Raw genomic sequence first — 24507 nt, forward strand, 5'->3', positions numbered from 1 at the left:
CGCCCTCACAGGACCGTGAAACCGTCCCTCACTCTCTCGTACGTCTTCACGGCCTGCGCCTCCACCTCTGGGCGGTACCACGTGTTGACCTGGTACGACTTGCCGCCCACCGTGAAGCCGAGCAGCCGGGCGTGCCAGGGGTCGCCCCGCAGGGTGAAGGTGTACTCCCAGACGACCGCCGGGTGCCCGCGGAAGGTCGTGCGCTCCAGGCGGATCTTGCTGTAGTCCTTGCCCTGCTGGGCGTTCTGCTCGGACTTCTGCCAGGAGTCCATCAAGTCGTCACGGGCCAGTGAGGACTTGGCGGCGAGTTCCTGTTTGGCGTCCGGTGATGTGTAGTGCACCTCCGAGCCGGTCTTGACGTCCCGCCGCCATCCCTCGGGCGGCACCCACGCGAAGCCGCCCGCCTCGCGCCGCGCGCCGGGCGGCAGGCTCTGCGGCCGCGACGTGCCCTCGACCGTGGACGACGGGGTGGCGCCCGGGGAGGACGCGGTCGAGGAGGGCGACCCGGAGCCTGCCTCGTCGTCCTTCGGTGATCCGAAGTTGCCGGCCAGGAGCACCGCTACGACAGCGCCGGCGGCCGCGATGCCGATCGCGGCGACGATTCCCGTACGGCGATGCCCGCGCCGGGGGCGGCGGGGGTGGGCCGGAACCGGTGGGCCGGGTAGTTCGCCGGGGGGCATGGTGCCGTACAGCTGCCGGGAGCCGTCGGGGGTGCTTCCGGTTCCGGGGGGTGGGCCAGGAGGCGGTCGGCGCTCGGTCACCGCTTCGGAGCGGGAGAGGGAGACGCCGGGGCGGTGGGGGGTGGGGCCGGTGGAGTTGCCGGCCGGGGTCGCCGAGTGCGCCTCGGAACGGGACTCGGGGGTGGTGTGCTCGGTGGAGGCGTTCGGGGGGCGTGGGGGCGGCTCTGTGGTCGGGGTGGGGGTGGGTGTGGGTATGGGTGTGGGTGTGCGTGTGGGGGCCGCCGTGGTTGGTTCAAGGGCCGGGGCCGGGCTTGTGGTTGGCGTTGGGGCCGAGGCGGAGCTTTCGGCCGGGGTCGAGGCCGAGCTTGCGGTCGGGGCCGGGAACGCGGTCGGGGCCGAGGCCGAACTCGCGATCGGTGTCGTAGAGCTTGGTGGTATCGCGTCGCGTATGTCCTCCGGTTGGCGGGGATCGGGCGGGGCCGGGACGCGGGAGGCGTCCAGGAAGGCCGGGGTGGGGGATTCCGGTTCGTATGGGGACGCGCCTGGCGGTTCGGGCTCGGGCTCCGCCTCCGACTCGGGCGCCGCACCAGTGGCAGGTCCCGGATCTGGCGCCGATTCCGTACCCGGTTCCGTACCCGGCTCTGGTTCCGTATCCGGTACCGACCCCGTCTCCGGCCCCGACCGCTCCTCCGGCCCCGCACCCGATCCCAGTCCCGCCTCCGGCTCCAGCCGCCCCTCCGGCCCCGCACCCGACCCCAGTCCCGCCTCCGGCCCCAGCCGCCCCTCCGGCCCCGCACCCGACCCCAGTCCCGCCTCCGGCTCCAGCCGCTCCTCCGGTCCCGCTCCCGTCTCCCGCCCTGGCCGCTCCCCCAACCCCCCACCGCGCCCCGAAGTCTCCTCCTCCCCCACCACCCGCACCGTCGGCGTGGGCGCCGGATAGGCGACCGGCTGCAGGGCCGCCTCAAGGTCGTCCAGGCCGGGGCGCAGGGACGGGTCCTTGTGCAGGAGGGCGGCGAGGGTTTCGCGCAACGGGCCTGCGGTGGAGGGGAGTTCGGGCTCCTCGTACAGGACCGCGTGCAGGGTTGCCAGCGTCGTGTCGCGGGAGAAGGGGGAGCGGCCGGCGAGGGCCGCGCTCAGGGTGGCGCCGAGGGACCAGATGTCGGACGGTGGGCCCTGGGGGCGGCCGGAGACGCGTTCAGGGGCCATGTAGTCGGGGGAGCCGACCAGCATGCCGACCATGGTGAGGGCCTTCGCGTCCTGGATCGCCGCGATGCCGAAGTCGGTCAGGACCACCCGGCCCCGCCCGCGCGCCTGCTCCGTCTCGACGAGGACGTTGCCCGGCTTGATGTCCCGGTGCAGCACGCCGCGGTCGTGGACCTGGCGCAGCGCCGCCACCAGGCCCATGCCGATCCGGGCCGCCCGGCAGGGGCCCAGCGGGCCCTCCTCCGCCATGATGCGTTCCAGGGAGCGGCCGGCCACCAACTCCATGACGATCCACAGGCGTTCGCCCTCGTCGACCACGTCGTAGACCCGTACGACGTTGGGGTGGTCGATGCGTGCCGACGCTCTCGCCTCGCGCAGGGTGCGTTCACGGCGGGTGCGGGTGTCCTCCGCGTCCAGGCCGTCGATGCGCATTTCCTTGACGGCGACGAGCCGATCGAGCATTTCGTCGACCGCTCGCCACACCCGTCCCATTCCCCCCTGGCCGATACTCTCGACCAGGCGATAACGGCCGGTCACCAGTAACCCTGGAACCCCGCCGCTCCTCTTATTCCCAGCATCGCCCGCATTCCCCACGTTGCCCATATTCCCCGGCAATCCACCGCACCCCCCTCGATGCCGCGTCGGACATCAGCCATTGAAACACAATGGTCACACTTCACGCCGTACCAGCATAGTGCGGAGAAATCTTGTGGTAGCTCTTCAAGTACTGCGAATTCAGGCGCAGGCAAGGGGGGCGAACATGAGTTCTCGTCGCGCGACGGCCATCGCGGGATCGCTGGTCGCGACATCTTTCTCGGCAGTGTTGATCCTTTCCTTCACTGCCAGTGCGGACGACCAGGGACCCGGGAGCAGCAAGGGGGGAAAGGTCATCGACGAGGCACCGGCGGGGGTGAAGCTCACCACTGAACTACCCGAGAAAATCTCGGTGGACAACAGTTCGCAGGCGACCGACATCACCGCCACGGTCAAGAACGAAGGGACCAAGGACAGCGGAAAGATCCAGCTTTTGGTCGTCGGGTTCGACGGCCTGACGGTCAAGAATGTCGAAGGCTGTTCAGCGATCGAGAAAAACGGTCTGCCGGAGGGGTCGAACAGCGGTTTCGCCTGCCCTGTCGACAATCTCGCCGCCGGTGCGTCGAAGTCGTACGCCGTGGACGCGACGTACGACCTGAGCAAGACCGGAAAGATCTGTCTGCCGGTGCAGAGCGGCGACGGCAAGAAGACGTACTGGCAGCAGGGCCCGGTGCCGTTCGGTACGACGAACCCGTCGCCCGACGCCCCGGCCACCCCGCTGCTGCTCGGCACCGACAACACGCCGGTCGCGCCGGGCGCCGACGAGCTGCCCAAAACCGGCCTCGCCCGTGACGTCCTGCCGCTGGGCGCGGCCGGTGCGGCGCTGATCACGGTGGGCGCGGCCGGGCTGTGGTGGTCCCGGCTCGGGCGGCCGGGGCGGCCACAGGAGGGTTGAGCGCCGGCGATGGCCGCATTACCTGACAGTACGTGTCAGGTAATGCGGCCCACACTGTGCGGCATGAACAGCGAACGCGTCCTGAGTAGCGTCCTGAGTGACGAGAAGGAACTCGCCGGATTCCAGACGGGGTTCGTCCAGCGGCCCGACGTGGTCTTCGCCGTGTCCTCGGCGGAGGGCGTGGCGGCCGCCGTGCGCCACGCGGCCGACCGGGACCTGCCGATCGGCATCCACGCCACGGGGCACGGGCTGCCCGGACCGGTCGAGGGTGGTGTCGTGATCTCGACCCGGCGCATGGACGGGGTGACCGTCGACGCCGGGGCCCGTACCGCCCGCGTCGAGGCGGGTGTGCGCTGGGGGCAGGTCGTGGCGGCCGCCGAGCCGTACGGGCTCGCGCCGCTCAACGGGTCGGCGCCGTCCGTGGGCGCGGTGTCCTACACGCTGGGCGGCGGACTGGGCATCCTGGCCCGCGAGTTCGGGTACGCCGCCGACCACGTCCGCTCCCTCGACGTCGTCACCGCGGACGGCCGTGCCCACCACGTCACACCGGGGTCCGACCTGTACTGGGCCCTCCTCGGCGGCGGTCACGCCTTCGGCGTCGTCACCGCGATGGAGATCGGCCTCGTCCCCGTCCGCACGCTCTACGGCGGATCCCTCGCCTTCGACGGACGGGACGTCGAGCCGGCGGCCGTGCTGCGGGCGTACGAGGAGTGGACGCGGACCGTGCCGGACAGGGTGACGTCGTCCTTCGCCGCCGTACCGTATCCGGACCTCCCGGCGCTGCCGCCGCGGTTGCGCGGGCGGTACGTCGCCTCCGTGCGGGTCGCGCACACCGGGCCCGACGGCGACCGGCTCGTCGCCCCGCTGCGGGAGATCGGGCCGGTGCTGTCCGACTCGCTGCGGGAGATGCCGTACGCCGAGAGCCACACCATCCACAGCGACCCCGACTTCCCGCACACGTACTACGGGGACAGCGCGGTGCTCGGCGAACTCGACGTCGAGCTAGTGACCGGGGTGCTCGCCCGTACGGGGCCCGACGCCGGCGCCATGTGTGTCGTACAGGTCAATCATCTGGGCGGGGCGCTGGGCCGGGCCGCGCCGAACTCGGTGCCATATCGCGAAGGGCGCTTCCTGGTACGGCTGTTGACCATGGCGGACCGGGAGCGGGCCCGCGCGATCCTGGACCCCGCGTTCGGGCTGCTGGCTCCCGTCACCCTCGGCCGGGCGGTCAACTTCGCCTTCGGGGCCGGGGACCGGGGGGCGGGGCTGTACGACGCCGGGACGCGAAGGAGGCTCGCCGGGCTGAAGTCGCGGTACGACCCGGCGAACCTCTTCCGCAGGAACTACGGCGTCAGCGGTTGATCAGCTTCCAGGCGGTGGGCAGGGCGCCCATCGCCAGGGCCGCCTTCAGGGCGTCGCCGATCAGGAACGGGGTGAGGCCGGCCGCGATCGCGGCGGAGGCGGACATGCCGGTGGCGAGGGCCAGGTAGGGCACGCCGACGGCGTAGATGATCGCCTCGCCCAGCAGCATCGCGCCGGCCGTGCGCAGCGCGGTGCGGTCGGCGCCGCGGCGGGCCAGGGCGCCGACGACGGTGCAGGCGAGGATCATGCCGAGGATGTAGCCGAAGGACGGGGCAGCGGCGCCGGAGGTGCCCCCGGCGAACCACGGCACGCCCGCGATGCCCGCCAGCGCGTACAGCGCGAGCGAGAGGAAGCCGCGGCCGGCGCCGAGGGCCGTGCCGACCAGCAGCACCGCGAGGGTCTGGCCGGTCACCGGCACCGGGGAGCCGGGCACGGGCACCGCGATCTGGGCCGCGAGGCCGGTGAACGCGGCGCCGCCGACGACGAGCGCGAGGTCGCGGACGCGGGAGGCGGGGATCAGGTCGGCGAGGACCAGCCCGGTGCGGGCGGGGGCGGCGGCTGCGGCTGCGGCTGCGGTGCTCATGGGGACTCCGCGGGTCGGTTAGGGCAGATGGGGACGCGTTGACGCTATCCCAGGGGGTTCCGCCCGATCACCGTCAGTAGTCGACAAAGGGGGTGGCTCGCGCTTCGTGTGCTCCACACAAAGACTGCGGGTTACACCGAGTGCGGGGTGACACCGGTCACGGAGGCGAGGAGGCCTGACTCACGTCGGATCGTGCGGTCACTGAGGGTACACACGACGTCCGGATAGTGGACGCTCATCTCCCCTGAGCGGTGAGGGCACCCAGACTGTGGGCGTTTTTGCCCATCTCACGCATTGGACGAGCCGCGCCCATGCCCAGCACCACCACCACGGAGGAGACGCCCTCGCAGACGGGCGACGTCCCTCTCTCCCACGGTCTCAAGCAGCGCCACCTGTCGATGATCGCCCTCGGTGGCGTCATCGGTGCCGGACTCTTCGTCGGCTCCAAGGCCGGTATCGCCGCCGCAGGGCCCTCGATCGTCGTCGCCTACATCCTCTCCGGCCTCCTCGTGATGCTGGTGATGCGGATGCTCGGCGAGATGTCGGCCGCCCACCCCTCGTCGGGCTCCTTCTCCGCGCACGCCGAGCGGGCGATCGGCCCGTGGGCGGGGTTCACGGCCGGCTGGTCCTTCTGGGTGCTGCTGTGCACGGCTGTCGGCCTGGAGGGCATCGGCGCCGCGAAGATCGTCACGACCTGGCTGCCGCACACCCCCGAATGGGCCTGGGTGGCCCTGTTCATGGTCGTCTTCTGCGGCACGAACCTGGCCGCCGTGAAGAACTTCGGCGAGTTCGAGTTCTGGTTCGCGGCCCTGAAGGTCGGCGCGATCAGCCTGTTCCTCGTCCTGGGCGGGCTGGCCATCGCGGGCGTCCTGCCCGGCACGGACGCGCCGGGCACCGCGAACCTCACCGGTGAGGGGGGCTTCCTCCCCAACGGCAGCGAGGGCCTGATCATCGGCCTGCTGGCCTCCGTCTTCGCCTACGGCGGCATGGAGACGGTCACCATCGCGGCGGCCGAGTCGGAGAACCCGGTCAGCGGTGTGGCGAGCGCGGTGCGCACGGCGATGTGGCGCATCGCCCTCTTCTACGTCGGCTCGATGGCGGTCGTCGTCACCCTCGTCCCCTGGGACTCCCAGGAGATCGTGGACAAGGGCCCGTACGTCGCCGCCCTCGACCACCTCGGCATCCCCGGCGCCGGCCAGCTCATGAACGTGGTCGTGCTGGTCGCCCTGCTCTCCGCCATGAACGCCAACATCTACGGCTCCTCGCGCATCGCCTACTCGCTCGTCCAGCGCGGGCAGGGGCCGGCGGCGCTGGCCCGGGTGTCGGGCGGGGTGCCGCGGATCGCCGTTCTCGCGTCGTCGGTGTTCGGCTTCGGGTGCGTGGTGCTGAGCTACTGGCGGCCGGACGACGTCTTCCCCTGGCTGCTGAACATGATCGGCGCGGTGATCCTCGTCGTCTGGTTCTTCATCGCCGTCTCCCAGTTGCGCCTGCGCCGCCGCCTGGAGCGCGAGGCCCCCGAGAAGCTGGTCGTGCGGATGTGGGCGTTCCCGGTGCTGACCTGGGTGGCGCTGGCGGGCATGGCGGCGATCTTCGTGCTGATGGCCCGGGAGCCGGATACGCGGGTGCAGTTGTACTCGACCGGGGGGATGACCGTGTTCCTGGCGGTGGTCGGGTACGTGTGGCAGAAGGCCCGCGCCAAGGCCTGACGGCACGAAAGCCCCCGTGTGATCCACACGGGGGCTTTTTGCTGTTAGCTTGTTGTTGCAAGCTACTTGCAATAAAAGCTCTGAGGGGACCCTTCATGCCCGTCTACACACTCCCGGAACTGCCCTACGACTACTCCGCGCTCGCGCCCGTGATCAGCCCCGAGATCATCGAGCTGCACCACGACAAGCACCACGCGGCCTATGTGAAGGGCGCCAACGACACGCTGGAGCAGCTCGCGGAGGCGCGGGACAAGGAGCAGTGGGGCTCGATCAACGGCCTGGAGAAGAACCTGGCCTTTCATCTGTCCGGGCACATCCTGCACAGCATCTACTGGCACAACATGACCGGTGAGGGCGGTGGCGAGCCGCTCGCCGCCGACGGTGTGGGCGAGCTGGCGGACGCGATCGCCGAGTCGTTCGGGTCGTTCGCGAACTTCAAGGCGCAGCTGTCCAAGGCCGCCGCGACCACCCAGGGTTCGGGCTGGGGCGTGCTGGCGTACGAGCCGCTGAGCGGGCGGCTGATCGTCGAGCAGGTCTACGACCACCAGGGCAACGTCGGCCAGGGCGCCACACCGATCCTCGTCTTCGACGCCTGGGAGCACGCCTTCTACCTGCAGTACCGCAACCAGAAGGTCGACTTCATCGAGGCGATGTGGCAAGTCGTCAACTGGCAGGACGTGGCGCGGCGTTACGAGGCCGCCAAGTCGCGGGCGGATGTCCTGCTGCTCGCGCCCTGACCCCTGAGTCGTCCTGCCTCGTGATCGTCTTCTCACCCTTCACGAACGGCAGGCGGAATGAAGGAGGCCCCCGCGAGGACGTGACTCGCGGGGGCCTCTCATATGTGGCTACTCATACGGCTACGGCTTGCGGCCCAGTCCGCCGTGCTGGCCGATCGGCTGCGGCTCGGCGTCGCCGGGTTCGGGGCGCCACAGCGGGACGGAGACGACGCCGGGCTCCACCAGCTCAAGCCCCTCGAAGTACGCCTCGATCTTGTCGACCGGGCGCAGGAAGTACGGGACGGCGCCGGTCTCGTTGTAGGCGTCCTGGGCGTTTTCGTAGGCCGGATCGGTGCCCCGGGAGCCCTCGTTGAGGGAGAGGTAGCTCCCCGACGGCAGGCCCGCGAGCAGGCGGCGGACCAGGTCGCGGGCCTGGTCGTAGTCGGCGACATGGCCGAGGATGCCGCTGAGGATCAGGGCCGTGGGGCGGGAGAGGTCGAGAGTGCGGGAGGCCGCCTCGAGGATCTTCTCCGGCTCGTACAGGCTCATGTCCTCGTACGCCGTCGCGCCCTCGGGCGTCGAGGTGAGCAGGGCGCGGGCGTGGGCCAGGACCAGCGGGTCGTTGTCGACGTAGACGATCTTCGACTCGGGGGCGATGCGCTGGGCGACCTCGTGCGTGTTGTCGACGGTCGGCAGGCCCGTGCCGACGTCGAGGAACTGGCGGACGCCCGCCTCCGACACCAGGTACCGGATGCTGCGGCCCAGGAAGGCGCGGCTGCTGCGCGCGATGGTGACGATGCCGGGGAAGACGGCGGTGTAGGCGTCGCCCGCCGCCTCGTCCACGGGGTAGTTGTCCTTGCCGCCCAGCCAGTAGTTCCAGATCCTGGCCGAGTGCGGTACCGAGGTGTCGATCTCCGTCATGCGCCCATGGTGCTACGCCGGGTCGGGCTCGCAGGGCACATTGAGGGAGAGAAGTGCGGCGGATCCGTCGGATTTTACGAGGAGTTCGCTGATCGCCGCGTTGCGCAACCGGGGGAACACGCTGCGGTACCGCCCGGGCGGGATCGACAGCAGGGTGCACAGCACCAGCCGGAAGAGCGTGTTGTGGGCGACCACCAGGACGCGCTCGCCGGGGTGGGCGGCGGCGATGCGGCGCAGGGCGGCGGCACCGCGCTCGGCGGCGGCGGCCGGGTCCTCGGCCCCGGGGAACGGGTGCGCCACCGGGTCCGTGCGGAACGCCTCCGCGGCCTGCGGGTCCTCGGCCGCGAACTCCGCGAGCGTACGGCCCTCCAGTACGCCGAAGTCGCATTCACGCAGGTCGGGTTCGCGGTGCGGGGTGAGGCCGAGGGCGCGGCAGGCCGGGGCGGCGGTGACGACGGCCCGGGACACGGGGGACGTCCAGATCGCGTCGACCGGGTGCGCGGTGGCCCAGCGGGCGAGGGCGTCGGCCTGGGCGCGGCCGGTGTCGGTGAGGGGGATGTCGCTCACGCCGGCGTAGCGGTTCTCGGCGTGCCAGATGGTCTGGCCGTGGCGGGTCAGGAGGAGGGTCGTGGGTGTGCTCATGGGCGGTCCGGGATGCGAGGGTCGTCGGCGGTGCTGGGGCGTTGGCCAGTGCCCGGCGCAGGGGTTGTCCTCGAGGTGGGGACGCTCGCCCGCGCTTGCGGGGTGCCGCCTGCGCCCACCCGTGCCGCCCTAGGCGGCACGAATGCCCGCAGCTTGCGCGGGCCACGCAGGCTGGGGTGTTGCGGCAGCCGTGTGCTCATCACCCCGAAGTATCCCCGTCCAGGCGGGCATACGCGTGCGCCGCGACCGGGGCCGGGAGCCAGCCCCTCGTCGTCAGTTCGTCGATCAGGCGGGCGTAGGGCTCGGCGAAGCGGGCCGTGCGGTCGGGGCGGGGGGTGATGGTCGTGTCGATGTGGACCATGGCCTCCGCTGCTTCCGGCAGACCGGAGACGGCTCCAGTGCCGTACGCCGCCAGCGCGGCCATCCCCAGGGCCGGTTCCGTCTGCTGCGGTACGCGGGCCGGGCGGCCCAGGATGTCGGCGCGCAGTTGGTTCCAGTACGGGCTGCGGGCGCCGCCGCCGGTGAAGGTGAGGGGGCCGTCGAGGGGGGCGCCGAGGTGGTGCAGGTAGTCCAGGCAGAGGCGTTCGGTGAAGGCGACGCCCTGGAGGAGGGCGGCCCACAGGTCGGCGTCCGACTCCGGTTCGCCGAGGACGAGTGCGGAGGCCTCCGGGGCCAGGAAGGGGAAGCGCTCGCCCGGTGACACGAGGGGGTAGGTGATCGCGCCGGACGGCTCGTGCGCGGCGGCCAGCGCGTCCATCGCCGCCGGGTCGGCGCCCGCGAACGCCGCCGTGAGCACGCCCGCGCCCACGCTGGAGGCCCCGCCGGGCAGCCAACCGCCGTCCGGCGCACGGTGGTTGTAGACCACGCCGGCCGGGTCCCGGACGGGGCCGGCGGCCGCGCCCTTGAGGACGAGGGTCGTGCCGAGCACCGAGTTCCAGGAGCCGGGGCGCAGCGCGGCGGAGGCGATCTGGGCCGCGCAGCCGTCGGTCATGCCGGCGACGACGGGGGTGCCGGCGGGGATGCCGGTGGCGTCGGCTGCGGTCGCGGAGACCTCGCCGAGCGGGGTGCCGGGGCGGACGACGTCGGGGATCGCCGTGTCGGGCAGGCCCAGCCCGGTCAGCATGGCCGGCCAGGCGTCCTGCTCCAGGTCGTAGCCGGTCTTCAGGGCGTGGCTGGAGTCGGCCGGGGGCAGCTCGCCGGTGAGGAGGCAGACGGCCAGGTCCGGCTGGTGGGTGATCCGGCCGGCCCCGTAGTTCTCGGTCAGCCACATCGCCTTCGGCAGCGCCCAGGTGTCCTGCACCCCGAGCCCCGCCATCCGCGCCCGCGCGCCCTGGGCCGTAGCCCGCCCGTCGTCGTACATCAGCGCCGGGCTCATCGGCCGCCCCGCCCCGTCCGTCAGCAGCACGGTCCCGGACGTCCCGCACACCGCGAGCCCGCCGACCCGCACGCCCCTCGAGGCACCGAGCGCGGCCCGGGACGCCGCGCACAGACCGTCCCACCACGCCCCCGGCTCCTGCTCGTGCCGCACCCCGTCCCGCCGCCCGCCGAGCGGCGCCGAGCCGCTGCCGAGGACCGTGCCGTCCCCGGTGACCAGCAGGGCCCGGACGCTCTGGGTGCCCAGGTCGATCCCGAGCCAGGCGTCATGCTCGTCAGTCATCCGGACCTCCCGCACATCCCGATCCGTGAAGTTCTCACTCTGCACTGAGATTTTCCGTCGCGCGAGGGATTGACGCTCAACTTCCGCCGTTCCACCCTCTGTTAACGAGTCGACTCGCCGTGTTAACCCCAGCACTTGACCGAGCCCCACGTGGAGGTCACGGATGGACACGCACGCGCACGACCGCCGACGGTTCCTGGCGCTGAGCGCCGCCCTGGCCGCCACGCCCCTGCTGACCGCCTGCGGCGCCGGATTCGGCGGCGACGACGACAAGAGCGACGGCTCGGCGGCGGACGACGTCACCGGCTCCTTCGACTGGAAGCGCGAGCAGGGCACGACCGTCAAGGCGCTGCTCAACAAGCACCCGTACACGGACGCGCTGGTCGCCGACCTGAAGTCGTTCACCGAGAAGACCGGCATCGAGGTCGAGTACGACGTCTTCCCCGAGGACAACTACTTCGACAAGCTCACCGTGGACCTGTCGAGCGGTCGGGCCTCGTACGACGTCTTCATGCTCGGCGCGTACATGGTGTGGCAGTACGGGCCGCCCGGGTGGCTCGAAGACCTCGGCCCCTGGATGCGCAACGCCTCCGCCACCGGCGCCGAATGGGACCAGGCCGACTTCTTCCCGAACCTCCTCCAGGCCGACCAGTGGTCCCTGAAGGCGGGCGCGCCGCTCGGGCAGGGCGGGCAGTACGCGCTGCCGTGGGGCTGGGAGACCAACGTCGTCGCCTACAACACGGACGTGTTCGGCAAGCTCGGGCTCAAGCCCGCCGAGACCTTCGACGAGCTGCGCGAACTCGCCGGGACCATCAAGCGGAAGGCGCCGGGCGCAGGCTTCGACGGGATGTACGGGATCGCCGTACGGGGATCGAGGAGCTGGGCGACCATCCACCCCGGCTTCATGACCATGTACGCCCGCAATGGGCTCCGGGACTTCACAGTCGCCGACGGGAAGCTCACACCGGCCATGAACACCCCGGAGGCGATCGCCTTCACCGAGGACTGGGCCGGCATGGTCAAGCAGGGCGGGCCGCCGTCCTGGACGTCGTACACCTGGTACCAGTGCTCCAGCGACCTCGGCGCGAAGAAGGCCGGGATGCTGTTCGACGCGGACACGGCGGCCTACTTCCAGGCGGTGGAGGGGGCCAGTCCCGCCTCCGGGAAGATCGCCTTCCATCCCGGGCCGAAGGGGCCGGACGGGTCGCTCGCCACCAACATGTGGATCTGGTCGCTCGGCATGAACGCCAAGAGCAAGAAGAAGAGCGCGAGCTGGCTGTTCCTGCAGTGGGCCACCGGCAAGGAGCACCTGCTCAAGGGGGCCGTCACGCACAACCACATCGACCCGGTCCGCAAGTCCGTCGCCGACGCCGCCGCCTACAAGGACAAGATGAAGAACCTCCCCGGCTTCATCGAGACCTTCGAGACCGTCGTCGACCAGACGAAGATCCAGTTCACTCCGCAGGCCCAGTTCTTCGACGCGACGACGAGTTGGGCCGCGGCCCTTCAGGAGATCTACGGCGGCCAGAGCGCGAAGTCGGTCCTGAACGGCCTGGCGGGCGATCTCGCCGACAAGGTGGGCTAGCGCGATGGGATGGCGGCTCGCCCTTCGCCCGTACCTCCTGATCGTCCCCGCCCTGCTGCTGACCTGCGGCATCCTCTACCCCTTCGGGCTCGGCCTCTACTACACGCTGTTCGACTTCTCGGCGAGCAAGCCGCAGCCGGACATGGTGCGGTTCGAGAACTACGAGACCGTCTTCACGCAGGAGGCCTTCTGGAACTCGGCGTGGGTGACGGTGCTGTACGCGGTCGGGGCCGCCGCCGTCGAGACGGTCCTCGGGGTCGCCGTCGCCCTGCTGCTGCACCGCTCCACGCTCGTCGGGCGGGTGCTGGAGAAGATCCTCATCCTGCCGCTGATGATCGCGCCGGTGATCGCGGCGATCATCTGGAAGCTGATGCTCCAGCCGTCGGTCGGGGTGGTGAACCACCTCCTCAGACCCTTCGGGCTGGGCGGAGTCCAGTGGACGGACACCCCGACCGGCGCCCTGCTGTCGTCCATCGCCGTGGACGTGTGGGTCTACACGCCGTTCGTCGCGATCCTCGCCCTCGCCGGACTGCGGTCACTGCCCACCTCACCCTTCGAGGCGGCGGCCGTCGACGGGGCGGGCTGGTGGTACACGTTCCGGCGGCTGACGCTGCCGATGCTGTGGCCGTACGTCCTGGTCGCGGTGATCTTCCGGTTCATGGACTCGCTGAAGGTGTTCGACATCATCTACGCCCTGACGGAGGGCGGCCCGGGCGACTCGACGGTCGTGCTCCAGATCCGGGCCTATCTGGAGGCGATCCGCTTCCAGCGGTACTCGTTCGGCATCAGCTACACGATCGTGCTCTGGGCCGTCGTCTATCTCGCCGCGATGGTGCTGGTGAAGCACCTGGGGAAGATCCAGCGGAAGGCCGCGGAGGTGACTTCCAAGTGACCGTCAGGAAACGGCTGTTGGGGTGGCTGGCCGACGCCGCCCTCATCCTCTACTTCGTCTTCGCGCTGTTCCCGATCGCCTGGATGGTGATCCTGTCCCTGAAGCCGGCCAACGAACTCTTCTCCACCTACTTCTCCTTCTCCCCCACCCTCGACGGCTACCGCACGGTCCTCGGCGACAGCGAGGGCATCCCGTTCGTACGGTTCTTCGTCAACAGCCTGGTGGTGTCGCTGGGCGCTGTCGCGCTGTCCCTGCTCGTAGGCCTTCCGGCGGCGTACGCCTCGGCCCGCTGGCGGTTCAAGGGCTCGGAGAACCTGATGTTCACGCTGCTGTCGTTCCGGTTCGCGCCCGAACTCACCGTGATCATCCCGCTGTTCGTGCTGTACCAGAAGCTGGGGCTCTTCGACACGTACGTCGGCATGGTGTGGGTGCTCCAGCTCGTCACCCTGCCGCTGATCGTGTGGATCATGCGGTCCTACTTCGCCGATCTGACCCCCGAGCTGGAGCAGGCGGCGCTGCTGGACGGCTACACCCGCAAGCAGGCGTTCGTGAAGGTGGCCCTGCCGCTGGTGAAGCCGGGGGTCGCGGCCGTGTCCCTGCTGGCCTTCATCTTCGCCTGGAACAACTTCGTCTTCCCGCTCATCCTGACCTCCAACGAGGCCCAGACCGTGACCGTCGGCGCCCTGTCCTTCCTCGGCGGCGACCGGCCCAAGTACAACCTCACGGCCGCAGCGGCACTCATCTCCGTCGTACCGCCACTGCTGCTCGCGCTGCTGATCCAGCGGTATCTGGTGCGAGGGCTGTCCTTCGGGGCGGTGAAGTCATGATCCGCCTGACCGGTGTCCGCAAGACCTACGGCAAGGTCACCGCACTCGACGGCCTGGAACTGGACGTGAGGGAGGGCGAGTTCTTCTGCCTGCTCGGCCCCTCGGGCGCCGGCAAGACCACGACCCTGAAGACGGTCGCCGGCCTGGAGACCCCCGACGCCGGCACGGTCGAGCTCGGCGGCCGGGACATGCGCGGCGTCGAGCCGTACGACCGTGGCGTGGCGATGTGCTTCGAGAGCTACGCCCTCTACCCGCACAAGTCGGCCTACGACAACCTGGCCTCGCCCCTGCGCTCCCCACGCCACCGCCTCCCCGCCGCGCAGGCCCGGGAGCGGATCGGCGAGATCGCCGAACTCCTCGGCATCTCGGCGCTGCTGGACCGCCCCGTCGGCCGGCTCTCCAACGGTCAGCGCCAGCGGGTCGCCCTCGGCCGCGTCCTGGTCCGCCCGGCCCGGGCCTTCCTCCTCGACGAGCCCCTGTCCCACCTGGACGCCAAGCTGCGCCAGCAGATGCGGGCGGAGCTGAAGGCGATCGGGGCGGTACAGCGCACCACGACCCTCTACGTCACCCACGACTCCGTGGAGGCGCTGGCGCTGGGCGACCGGATCGGCGTCATCCGGGACGGGCGGATCGTGCAGACGGGGACGCGGGAGGAGATCTGGTACCGGCCCCATGACACGGAGGTCGCACGGGCCTTCGGCCGCCCCCGGATCAATCTGCTGCCGGGCGTCGTCGCGGCCGACGGGGGCTTCAGGTCGGCGGACGGCAAGGTCGAGCTGCCGATACCGGCCCCGGCCGCCGCCCCCGGCACGGAGGTGCTGATCGGCGTCCGCCCCCGCGATCTCACCCTCGGCGAGGGCCCCGGCCACGAGCTGACCGGCACCGTCTACGTCACCGAGGTGCTCGGCCGGTCCGTGGAGGTCACCGTCAGACTGGGCGAGCAGCAGGTGGCGCTGGTCGCCCCGCGCGGCGAGGCGGCCGGTCTGCGGCCCGACGTTCCGGTACGACTGTCGGTCCGGCCTGAGAACCTGCTGCTGTTCGAGGCCGACCGGCCGGAGCGTCCAGGACGAAGGATCGGACCATGAACCGGGGATTGACCAACGCACCACAGCAGGGCCCCGCCGCCCGCCAGGCCGCCATGGCCGAACGCGTCCTCGCCGACGGCTCGGCGACGGCCGCGGAGCTGGCCGAGCGGTTCGGGGTGAGCCTGATGACCATCCACCGGGACCTGGACGAGCTCGAACGGCAGGGCATCGTAAGGAAGTTCCGCGGCGGCGTGACGGCCCAGCCCTCCGGCGTCTTCGAGTCCAACGTCCAGTACCGCCTGAAGACCATGCGCGCCGAGAAGACCGCCGTCGCCGACCACGCCCTGAAGCTGATCGAGCCCGGCATGGCGATCATGCTGGACGACTCCACCTCCACCCTGGAGATAGCCCGCAGGCTGCGCCTCGGCGAGATCACCCCCCTCACGGTCGTCACCAACTTCCTGGAGGCCATCAACCTCCTGTCCGACCAGCGAGGCATCCACCTGATGGCCCTGGGCGGCGATTACGACCCACTCCACTCCTCCTTCCTCGGCGTCTCCTGCGTCGAGGCGATCGAGCAGCTGCGCGTGGACGTGTGCTTCGCGTCGACGTCGGCCGTGCGCGGCGGTTACGCCTACCACCAGGAGCAGCACATCGTGTCGGTGAAGCGGGCCATGCTCGACGCGGCCGCCCGCAACATCCTGCTGATCGACCACACCAAGCTCGCCCGGGTCGCCCTGCACCGGGTGGTCCCCCTGTCCCGCTTCGACCTGCTCCTCGTGGACGACGGGGCGTCGGCGGAGGCGCTGCGGGACCTGGACGAGCACAAGGTCCGTTACGAAGTCTGCGCGACGAAGGGCAGCGATGACCGAGCTGGAGCTACGTGACCTGCGCAAGACCTATGCGGCGCGGGGCCGCCCATCGGTGGACGCCGTACGCGGCATGGACCTGACCCTGCGCTCCGGCGAACTGCTCGGCCTGCTGGGCCCCTCGGGCTGCGGCAAGTCCACGACCCTCCGCATGATCGCCGGTCTTGAGACGGTGACCGGCGGGGACATCCTGGTCGGCGGCGCGTCGGTGATCTCCCGCCCGGCCCAGCGGCGCAACATCGGGGTCGCCTTCGAGAACTACGCCCTCTACCCACCTCTCACGGTGGCGGAGAACCTGGCGTTCGGCCTCAAGGCGCGTAAGAAGGCCGACCGGGGAGACGTCGACCGCAAGGTCAAGGAGATCGCCGAACGCGTCGACCTCACCGCCGTCCTCGACGCCCGCCCGGCGGGCCTGTCCAGCGGCCAGAAGCAACGGGTCTCCCTGGCCCGCGCACTCGTCCGCGAACCGGACGTGCTCCTCCTCGACGAACCCCTCTCCCACCTGGACGCGGCCCAACGCGACACGACCCGACGCGAACTCAAACGCATCCAACGCGACCTGGGCCACACCACCATCCTCGTCACCCACGACCAGGAGGAGGCCCTCTCCCTCGCCGACCGGATCGCCGTGATGAAGGACGGCGTGATCCAGCAGCTCGGCACCCCGTACGAGATCTACGACAGCCCCGCCAACCTCTTCGTCGCGGACTTCGTGGGCGAACCGGCCATCAACCTCCTCCCCGGCACCGTGACGGACGACGGCCACGCCCGCCTGTCCGAGGCGGCGCGGATCACGCTCCCCGTGCCGGTGCCGGCCGGCCGCGGGGTGGTCGTCGGCATCCGCCCGGAGGACGTGCACCTCACCGGCCACGAGGGCCTGCCCGCCAAGGTCGTCGCCCACGAGCCCCTGCTGGAGGCCGGCATCGCCACCCTCGCCCTCGACGGCGTCGAAAGCCCCCTCGTCGTCCTCACCGACCCCGAGGTCCGCCTCGCCCACGACGACCTCGTCCATGTCACCGCCGACCCTCACCTCACCCATGTCTTCGACGCCGAGACGGGAGACTCCCTGCGATGACCAACGGGAACCGTGTGCGCGTGGTGGCCGCCGGCGACCACTTCATCCTGCCGTCGCTGATCAAGGAGGCGCTGGCGCACGAACTCACCGGCGACGTCGTCGAGTTGAGGCTCGGCTGGCCCCTCGACCCCTTCGGCCCCGTCGCCGAGGTGACGGAGGCGAGCGACGCCGAGGACGAGCTGATCGACGCGCTCACCGGGGCGCAGGTGCTGGTCACCCAGATGGGCCCGGTGACGGAACGCGTCCTCGACGCCTGCCCGGACCTCCGCCTGGTCGTCGTCTGCCGGGGCGGCCCGGTGAACGTCAACCTCGACGCGGCCAAACGGCACGACGTCCGGGTCTGCTACGCCCCCGGCCGCAACGCCGCCGCCACCGCCGAGTTCACCGTCGGCCTGATGCTGGCGGCCCTGCGCCGCATCCCCCAGGCCCATGACCTCCTCGCCCGCCAGGGCAGTTGGGAAGGAGCCACCTACTACACCTACGAGCACAGCGGCCTGGAGCTGGAGGACCTGCCGGTAGGGCTGATCGGCTACGGGGCCGTCGGAAGCCGGGTCGCGCGCGTGCTGTGCGCCTTCGGGGCGCGGGTCATGGTCCACGACCCGTACGTCCAGGGCGAGATCCACGGCCTGCGCGTACCCGCCCTCGACGAACTCCTCGTCCGGTCACGCGTGATCACGCTCCACGCCCGCCTCACCGCCGAGACCCGGGGCCTGATCGGCGCCCGCGAACTCGCGCTGCTGCCGCCGGGCTCGCTGGTCGTGAACGCGGCGCGCGGCCCGCTGCTGGACGAGGAGGCCCTGTGCACCGCCCTGGAGACCGGCCACCTCTCGGCGGCGGCGCTCGACACCTACGTACAGGAGCCACTACCGCAGCACTCCCGCCTGCACGCCCTCGCCGACCGGGTGGTCCTGACCCCGCACCTGGGCGGCGCGTCCCGCGCGGTGGCGGAGAAGGCGGCGGCGATCGCGGCGGCGGAGGTGGGCCGCTGGGCACGGGGGGAGACCTTGGCACACGCCCTGACCTGAGAACCGTCAGCGCCGGGTGAGGGCCCACCAGCCTCACTGGTCCGACGACACCGGCCGCGAAGGAGCCAAATATTCGGCACGTCGGCCGCAAAAAGCACGGCACAGCCGACCAAGCCAGAGAGGTGGGTTGGAATGTACATCGGCATCGACGTAGGCACGTCCACGGTAAAAGCCGCCGCCTTCGACACCACCGGCCGCGAACTGGCCGTAGAGACAAGCCCCGTCGCCCTCGCCCTGCACGGCGGTCACGTCGAGCAGGACATGGAGGAGGTGTACGCCGCAGTGGTCGGCGTCCTCGACGCGCTCACCGCGCGCATCGCGGAACCGGTCGACCTCGCCGGCCTCACCGGCCAGGGCGACGGCGTCTGGCTGGTCGACAAGGAGGGCCATCCGGTCCGTCCCGCCGCCTCCTGGATGGACGGCCGGGCGCACGAGCTGCTCGACCAGTGGCTGGCGGACGGCACCTTCGAAACCGTCTTCCGCTGTACCGGCAGCGCGATGTTCCCCGGCTGCCCGGGCCCGCTGCTGGCCTGGTTCGACCGTTACGAGCCCGCGGCCCTCGATGCCGCGGCCACGGCGCTCTACTGCAAGGACATGGTCTTCCGCCGGCTGACCGGCGCCCCGGCGACGACCGATGTCTCGGACGCGTCGATGCCGTTCCTCGACCCCCGCACCCGGACCTACGACAACCGGGTCGTGGAGCTGCTGGGCCTCACGCACCGGCGCGGGCTGCTGGCGCCGGTCGGCGACCCGATCGCGACGGCCGAGGCACGCGAGGGCCTGCCACCGGGCACCCGGCTGGCGAACGGCCCGTACGACCTGCCGTCCTGCGCGCTCGGCGCGGGCGTGACCGCCCCCGGCGACGGTCTGCTGATCGTCGGGACCTGCCTGGCCGCCCTCGTCGCCACGACCGACCTGGACCTGAAGGGCGAGCCGGCCGGCCTGTACATCTCCACCGACCGCCCCGGCCACTGGCTGCGCGCCATGCCCGCGATGGTCGGTACGGCGGCCCTGGACTGGGTGCTCACGACGACGGGTGTCCGGCACGAGGAGGTCGACGCCCTGCTCGCCGGGACCCCGCCCGGTGCGAACGGCGTCCGCGTGCTGCCGTACTTCGCCCCGTCGGGCGAGCGGGCCCCCTTCGTCGAACCCCGGCTGCGCGCCGAACTCACCGGCGTCTGCCTGGAGTCCACGAAGGCCGATCTGATCCGCGCCACCTGTGAGGGCATCGGCTTCGCGGCCCGGCACTGCCTTCAGGCGGCGGGGCTGACCGGTTCCGTCGCGGTGTGCGGCGGCGGCACGCGCAGCCCCGCCTGGATGCGGCTGCTCGCGGACGTCCTGGGCCGTCCGCTGCGGGTCGTCGAGGGTGAAGTGGGGGCGCGCGGCGCGGTGCTGGCGGCGGCGGAGCGGTTCGGGGTCGCGCTGGACGCGGCGGCCTGGACCGAGCCGACGGCGGTGGTGGAGCCGGACGCGGCCCGGGCGGCGTACTACGCGGACGCCTACGAGGACCATCTGGCCCGCCTGGCTCAGGCACGGGACCGCACACGCGCGTGAACGCCCCCACGACACAAGGGAGTCACATGCACAGCCGCATGCACAGCCACAAGCACAGCCGCAAGCACTTCAGACGCCGTTCCCTCCTGCTCGCCGCCGCCGCGGCCCCGGCCGCCACGGCCCTCCCCGCGCACGCGGCCGAGCGCGTCCCGGCCGGCCGGGGCCCGGTGGTCATCGGTCATCGCGGCGCCGCGGGCTGGCGCCCCGAACACACGGCGGCCTCCTACACATACGCCGTGCAGACCGGCGCCGACTGGATAGAACCGGACCTCGTCCCGACGAAGGATCACGCCCTGGTCGTCCGGCACGAGAACGAGATCTCCCAGACGACGGACGTGGCGGCGCACCCGGAGTTCGCGGACCGCCGCACCACGAAGACCGTGGACGGGCGCTCGGTGACCGGCTGGTTCACCGAGGACTTCACGCTGGCGGAGCTGAGGACGCTGCGCGCGGTGGAGCGGCTGCCGCAGGTCCGCAACCGCAACACCGTGTTCGACGGCCGGGACCGGGTCCTGACCTTCCAGGAGGTCGTCGATCTGGCGCGCGGGCTGTCCAGGGCCCACGGCCGGACGATCGCCGTCTTCCCGGAGACCAAGCATCCGACCTACTTCCGCGCTCTGGGCCTGCCCCTGGAGCCGCAACTGGCCCGGCTCATCCGGCGCAACAAGCTGGGGCGGCGCGAGTGTGTCGTGCAGTCCTTCGAGCCGACGAGCCTGCAGCGGATCGCGGCCGAGCGACTGGGGGTGCCGCTGTGGCAGGCGCTGGGGACCACGGGTGGGCCGTACGACCTGGTCTCGGCCGGGGATCCGACGACGTACCGGGACATGATGACGCCGACGGGGCTGGCGCGGATCGCCGCGTACGCGGACTGGATCGGGCCGGACAAGTCCTCGCTCGTGGACACGTCGCTGCTCGCGGACGCGCATGCGGCGGGGTTGCGGGTGGGTCCGTACACCTTCCGTGCGGAGAACCAGTTCCTGGCGGAGCGGTTCCGGCGCGGTGGCGGCGCGAACGATTTCGGGGACACGTTCGCCGAGTACGCGCTGTACTACGGGATGGGAGTCGACGCCGTGGTGACCGACTTCCCGGATCTTGCGGTGATGGCGAGAAGAGGCTGAGGAGGGGCTGAGGAGGACGCGGACACTGGACTGCCCGTCCCGCAGGTCGACAAGGCCGGCTACGGCCGTCCCCCCGAGAGGTTCCTCGCGAAGGCGGCCCGCAGCCGGCGGGTGACCCGGGTGCTCCCTACAGGTTGCTGAAGTCCGGGCCCTTCGTCCGCGTCCGCTTGATCTCGTAGAAGCCCGGCACGGAGGCCACGGCGAGGGTGCCGTCCCACAGCTTGGCGGCCTCCTCGCCCTGGGGGGCCGGGGTGACGACCGGGCCGAAGAAGGCGAGTTGTTCGCCGTCGGCGCCGGGGACGGCGATGACGGGGGTGCCGACCTCCTGGCCGACCTTGTCTATGCCCTCCTTGTGGGAGGCGCGGAGCTGCGGCTCGTAGGGGGTGCCGTCCCAGTGCTCCATGAGGGCCTCGGGCAGGCCGACGTCCTTCAGGGCGGCGGCGACGGTCTCCTTGCCGGGGCCCTCGTCCTGGTTGTGGATGCGGGTGCCGAGCGCGGTGTAGAGGTCGCCGAGCACCTCGGCGCCGTGCTCCTCCTGCGCCGCGATGACGACCCGGACCGGTCCCCACGCCTTGGTCTCGAGCAGTTCGCGGTACTCCTCGGGCAGGTCGTCGAGCTTGTCCTCGTTGAGAACGGCAAGGCTCATCAGATGCCACCGCACCTCGATGTCACGGACCTTCTCCACCTCCAGCACCCAGCGGGAGGTCATCCAGGCCCAGGGGCACAGTGGGTCGAACCAGAAGTCGACGGGGGTCTTGTCCGACATGTCTCTCCTCGAAAGGCAAGCGGGTCTCAGCACAAACCTCTGGGGGAACATCCCGGCACCCCCGGCCATTCCCCGATGCCGCGGACCGGGGGCGCATGGCAGGATCGGCCCGTCCGCATACTGAACACCACATCATGAACGCCACATCATGAGCACCACGTCATGAACACCACTTGAGGGAGTGCCATCCGTGCCCGGTGAGAATCTGTCCCGCGACGAGGCCCGGGAGCGGGCCGCCCTGCTGGCCGTCGACGGGTACGACGTGTCCCTCGACGTGCGGTCCGCCCTCGGCGGCTCGGACTCCGGGAGCGGGGCGCCGCGCACCTTCCGCTCCGTCACCACGATCCGCTTCCGGTGCGCCGAGCCCGGCGCGAGCAGCTTCGCGGATCTGATCGCGCCGAGTGTGACGGCCGTCTCCCTCAACGGCCGGGACCTGGACCCGAGCGAGGTCTTCGACGGCTCGCGGATCACGCTGGAGGACCTGGCCGCCGACAACGAGCTGGTGGTCGACGCCCAGTGCGCCTACTCCCGCACGGGCGAGGGCCTGCACCGCTTCGTCGACCCGGAGGACGGCGAGGTCTACCTCTACACCCAGTACGAGCCGGCCGACTCGCGCCGGGTCTTCGCGAACTTCGAGCAGCCGGACCTCAAGGCGCCGTTCCGCTTCGAGGTGCGGGCGCCGCAGGGGTGGACGGTGTGGAGCAACGGGGCGGGCGAACTCACGGACGGGACCTGGAGGTTCGCGGAGACGAAGCCGATCTCGACGTACATCACCTGCGTGGTGGCGGGCCCGTACCACTACGTCACGGACTCGTACTCCCGCACCTTCTCCGACGGCACGACCCTCGACATCCCCCTGGGCGCCATGTGCCGCGAGGGCCTCGCCCCCTACTTCGACGCCGACGACATCTTCCTGGTCACCAAGCAGGGCCTGGATTTCTTCCACGACCACTTCGACTACCCGTACCCCTTCGGCAAGTACGACCAGGCGTTCGTGCCCGAGTACAACCTCGGCGCGATGGAGAACCCGGGGATGGTGACCTTCCGGGAGGAGTACATCTTCCGCGGCAAGGTGACTCGGGCGTCGTACGAGGGCCGGGCCAACACCATCCTGCACGAGATGGCGCACATGTGGTTCGGCGACCTGGTCACCATGGTGTGGTGGGACGACCTGTGGCTGAAGGAGTCGTTCGCGGACTTCATGGGCACCTTCGCGAACGTCGGCGCGACCCGCTTCAAGGACGCCTGGATCACCTTCGCCAACCGCCGCAAGGCATGGGCGTACCGCGCCGACCAGCTCCCCTCGACGCACCCGATCACCGCCGACATCCGCGACCTGCAGGACGCCAAGCTCAACTTCGACGGCATCACCTACGCCAAGGGCGCATCCGTGCTCAAGCAGCTCGTGGCGTACGCCGGGCAGGACGCGTTCCTGGAGGGCTCGCGGCGCTACTTCAAGCGGCACGCCTACGGCAACACGCGGCTCGGCGATCTGCTGTCGGTGCTGGAGGAGACCAGCGGGCGGGACATGGCGACGTGGGCGCGCTCGTGGCTGCAGACGGCGGGCGTGAACTCGCTGACCCCGCAGGTGCTGCTGGACGCGGACGGGCACGTGGCCGAGCTGGCGGTGCTGCAGGAGGCTGCCGAGTCCCACCCCGACCTGCGTCCGCACCGGGTGGCCGTCGGCCTGTACCGGCGCGGCCGGGAGGGCGCGCTGGAGCGGTACGCGCAGGCCGAGACGGACGTCGACGGCCCGCGGACGGTGGTGGCGGAGCTGATGGGCGCCCAGGCGCCGGAGCTGGTGCTGGTCAACGACGACGACCTGACGTACTGCAAGACCCGCTTCGACGACACCTCACTGGCGACGCTGCGGGCCGCGCTCGGCGACATGACCGACCCCCTCGCCCGTGCCCTGTGCTGGTCGGCGCTGTGGAACATGACGCGGGACGCGCTGCTGCCGGCGCGGGAGTTCATCGATCTGGTGCTGCGGTTCGCGGGCCGGGAGTCCGACATCGGTGTGCTGCAGATGCTCCAGGCGTGGGCGGAGTCGGCGCTGACGCACTACGTGGCGCCCGAGTGGCGCAAGCAGGGCTCCCGGCTGCTCACGCAGGGCGCGTCGGCCGAGCTGTACGCCGCCGAGCAGGGCAGCGAGCACCAGTTGGCGTGGGCCCGGTTCTTCGCCCGGGTGACCGACGAGCCCGGTTTCGAGCTGCTGTCGGGCCTGCTCGACGGCTCGGCGACGGTCGAGGGTCTGGAGGTCGACCAGGAGCTGCGCTGGGCGCTGCTGGACACGCTGGCCACGCACGGCGTCGTCGGCGAGAAGGAGCTGGCCGCCGAGCTGGCCCGGGACGACACCGCCTCCGGCAAGCGCCACCAGGTGCGTTGCCTGGCCGCACGCCCCTCGGAGGCGGTGAAGGCGCAGGCGTGGGCACAGGTGGTGGAGTCGGACACGCTGTCGAACGCGCTGGTCGAGTCGACGATCGCGGGCTGGGGCCGGCCCTCGCAGCGGGAACTGCTCGCGCCGTACGCCGAGAAGTACTTCGCGGCCATCGAGCGGGTGTGGTCCGAGCGGTCCATCCAGATCGGCATGGACGTGGTGCGGGGCCTGTTCCCGGCGCTGCAGCAGTCGCAGGCCACGCTGGACGCGACGGACGCGTGGCTCGCCGCCCACGAGGACGCGGCACCGGCCCTGCGCCGTCTGGTGCTGGAGGCACGGGACGATCTGGCGCGGACGTTGCGGGGCCAGGCCTGCGACGCGGCGGCGACGGCGTCAACCGCCTAACACCTTTGGCCAAAGATCACGGCCCTGCGT

At 71.2% G+C, this 24507-nt stretch carries 20 protein-coding genes; 14 read left to right on the plus strand and 6 right to left on the minus strand.

Annotated features, from left to right (window positions below):
* Positions 1-5: 5 nt before the first annotated feature.
* On the minus strand, positions 6-2375 hold the full coding sequence (locus ACP4J3_RS14370) for a protein kinase domain-containing protein (protein ID WP_426534433.1): 2370 nt from the start codon (positions 2373-2375) through the stop codon (positions 6-8).
* A 268-nt stretch (positions 2376-2643) separates the two neighbouring features.
* On the opposite strand from ACP4J3_RS14370, the gene ACP4J3_RS14375 reads away from it, so the two are divergent.
* Both ACP4J3_RS14375 and ACP4J3_RS14380 read left to right on the plus strand, forming a co-directional pair.
* Positions 2644-3372: a hypothetical protein gene (locus ACP4J3_RS14375; protein WP_426534144.1), complete on the plus strand. Its 729-nt coding sequence runs from the start codon at positions 2644-2646 to the stop codon at positions 3370-3372.
* A gap of 63 nt (positions 3373-3435) precedes the next feature.
* A complete protein-coding gene (locus ACP4J3_RS14380; protein ID WP_426534146.1) occupies positions 3436-4734 on the plus strand; it encodes an FAD-binding oxidoreductase in 1299 nt (432 codons plus the stop codon).
* On the opposite strand, the gene ACP4J3_RS14385 is transcribed toward ACP4J3_RS14380, so the two are convergent.
* Positions 4724-5317: a biotin transporter BioY gene (locus tag ACP4J3_RS14385; RefSeq protein WP_426534148.1), complete on the minus strand. Its 594-nt coding sequence runs from the start codon at positions 5315-5317 to the stop codon at positions 4724-4726. The genes ACP4J3_RS14380 and ACP4J3_RS14385 overlap by 11 nt on opposite strands.
* Before the next feature lie 311 nt (positions 5318-5628).
* Here ACP4J3_RS14385 and ACP4J3_RS14390 point away from each other — a divergent pair, with 311 nt between their 5' ends.
* Complete coding sequence (locus ACP4J3_RS14390; RefSeq protein WP_426534150.1) at positions 5629-7023, plus strand: amino acid permease; 1395 nt, start codon at positions 5629-5631, stop codon at positions 7021-7023.
* A 95-nt stretch (positions 7024-7118) separates the two neighbouring features.
* Positions 7119-7760, plus strand: coding sequence for a superoxide dismutase (locus ACP4J3_RS14395; protein WP_426534152.1), 642 nt, complete (start codon positions 7119-7121; stop codon positions 7758-7760).
* A 120-nt stretch (positions 7761-7880) separates the two neighbouring features.
* On the opposite strand, the gene ACP4J3_RS14400 is transcribed toward ACP4J3_RS14395, so the two are convergent.
* The 3 genes from ACP4J3_RS14400 to ACP4J3_RS14410 all read right to left on the minus strand — a co-directional run bounded on the left by ACP4J3_RS14400 (position 7881) and on the right by ACP4J3_RS14410 (position 10959).
* Complete coding sequence (locus tag ACP4J3_RS14400; RefSeq protein WP_426534154.1) at positions 7881-8660, minus strand: SAM-dependent methyltransferase; 780 nt, start codon at positions 8658-8660, stop codon at positions 7881-7883.
* A gap of 12 nt (positions 8661-8672) precedes the next feature.
* On the minus strand, positions 8673-9302 hold the full coding sequence (locus ACP4J3_RS14405; protein WP_426534156.1) for a histidine phosphatase family protein: 630 nt from the start codon (positions 9300-9302) through the stop codon (positions 8673-8675).
* 199 nt (positions 9303-9501) lie between these two features.
* A complete protein-coding gene (locus ACP4J3_RS14410; protein WP_426534158.1) occupies positions 9502-10959 on the minus strand; it encodes an FGGY-family carbohydrate kinase in 1458 nt (485 codons plus the stop codon).
* 163 nt (positions 10960-11122) lie between these two features.
* On the opposite strand from ACP4J3_RS14410, the gene ACP4J3_RS14415 reads away from it, so the two are divergent.
* From ACP4J3_RS14415 to ACP4J3_RS14455, 9 genes are all read left to right on the plus strand, one after another.
* A complete protein-coding gene (locus ACP4J3_RS14415) occupies positions 11123-12544 on the plus strand; it encodes an ABC transporter substrate-binding protein (RefSeq protein ID WP_426534160.1) in 1422 nt (473 codons plus the stop codon).
* Between the two features lie 4 nt (positions 12545-12548).
* Entirely contained in the window at positions 12549-13436 is an 888-nt protein-coding gene (locus ACP4J3_RS14420) for a carbohydrate ABC transporter permease (protein ID WP_426534162.1), read from the plus strand.
* The gene (locus ACP4J3_RS14425; protein ID WP_426534164.1) at positions 13433-14263 is read left to right on the plus strand and encodes a carbohydrate ABC transporter permease; all 831 of its coding nucleotides are present in this window, start codon (positions 13433-13435) and stop codon (positions 14261-14263) included. Before ACP4J3_RS14420 ends, ACP4J3_RS14425 begins: the two co-directional genes overlap by 4 nt.
* Complete coding sequence (locus ACP4J3_RS14430; protein WP_426534166.1) at positions 14260-15348, plus strand: ABC transporter ATP-binding protein; 1089 nt, start codon at positions 14260-14262, stop codon at positions 15346-15348. The genes ACP4J3_RS14425 and ACP4J3_RS14430 overlap by 4 nt, the downstream gene beginning before the upstream one ends.
* Positions 15345-16175 (plus strand): DeoR/GlpR family DNA-binding transcription regulator, encoded by an 831-nt coding sequence (locus tag ACP4J3_RS14435; RefSeq protein ID WP_426534168.1) that lies wholly within the window; start codon positions 15345-15347, stop codon positions 16173-16175. Before ACP4J3_RS14430 ends, ACP4J3_RS14435 begins: the two co-directional genes overlap by 4 nt.
* Positions 16153-17232: an ABC transporter ATP-binding protein gene (locus ACP4J3_RS14440; RefSeq protein WP_426534170.1), complete on the plus strand. Its 1080-nt coding sequence runs from the start codon at positions 16153-16155 to the stop codon at positions 17230-17232. Before ACP4J3_RS14435 ends, ACP4J3_RS14440 begins: the two co-directional genes overlap by 23 nt.
* Complete coding sequence (locus ACP4J3_RS14445; protein ID WP_426534172.1) at positions 17229-18257, plus strand: 2-hydroxyacid dehydrogenase; 1029 nt, start codon at positions 17229-17231, stop codon at positions 18255-18257. The genes ACP4J3_RS14440 and ACP4J3_RS14445 overlap by 4 nt, the downstream gene beginning before the upstream one ends.
* A 132-nt stretch (positions 18258-18389) precedes the next feature.
* Entirely contained in the window at positions 18390-19811 is a 1422-nt protein-coding gene (locus ACP4J3_RS14450; protein WP_426534174.1) for an FGGY family carbohydrate kinase, read from the plus strand.
* Between the two features lie 26 nt (positions 19812-19837).
* A complete protein-coding gene (locus ACP4J3_RS14455) occupies positions 19838-20929 on the plus strand; it encodes a glycerophosphodiester phosphodiesterase family protein (RefSeq protein ID WP_426534176.1) in 1092 nt (363 codons plus the stop codon).
* A 127-nt stretch (positions 20930-21056) separates the two neighbouring features.
* Here ACP4J3_RS14455 and ACP4J3_RS14460 read toward each other — a convergent pair whose 3' ends face one another.
* Positions 21057-21695 (minus strand): DsbA family protein, encoded by a 639-nt coding sequence (locus ACP4J3_RS14460; RefSeq protein WP_426534178.1) that lies wholly within the window; start codon positions 21693-21695, stop codon positions 21057-21059.
* 190 nt (positions 21696-21885) lie between these two features.
* Between ACP4J3_RS14460 and pepN the strand changes: the two genes are divergently transcribed.
* Positions 21886-24477: an aminopeptidase N gene (pepN, locus tag ACP4J3_RS14465; protein WP_426534180.1), complete on the plus strand. Its 2592-nt coding sequence runs from the start codon at positions 21886-21888 to the stop codon at positions 24475-24477.
* Positions 24478-24507: the final 30 nt, after the last annotated feature.

It is taken from the genome of Streptomyces sp. UG1 (genome assembly GCF_049974585.1).
Classification (GTDB): Bacteria; Actinomycetota; Actinomycetes; order Streptomycetales; family Streptomycetaceae; genus Streptomyces.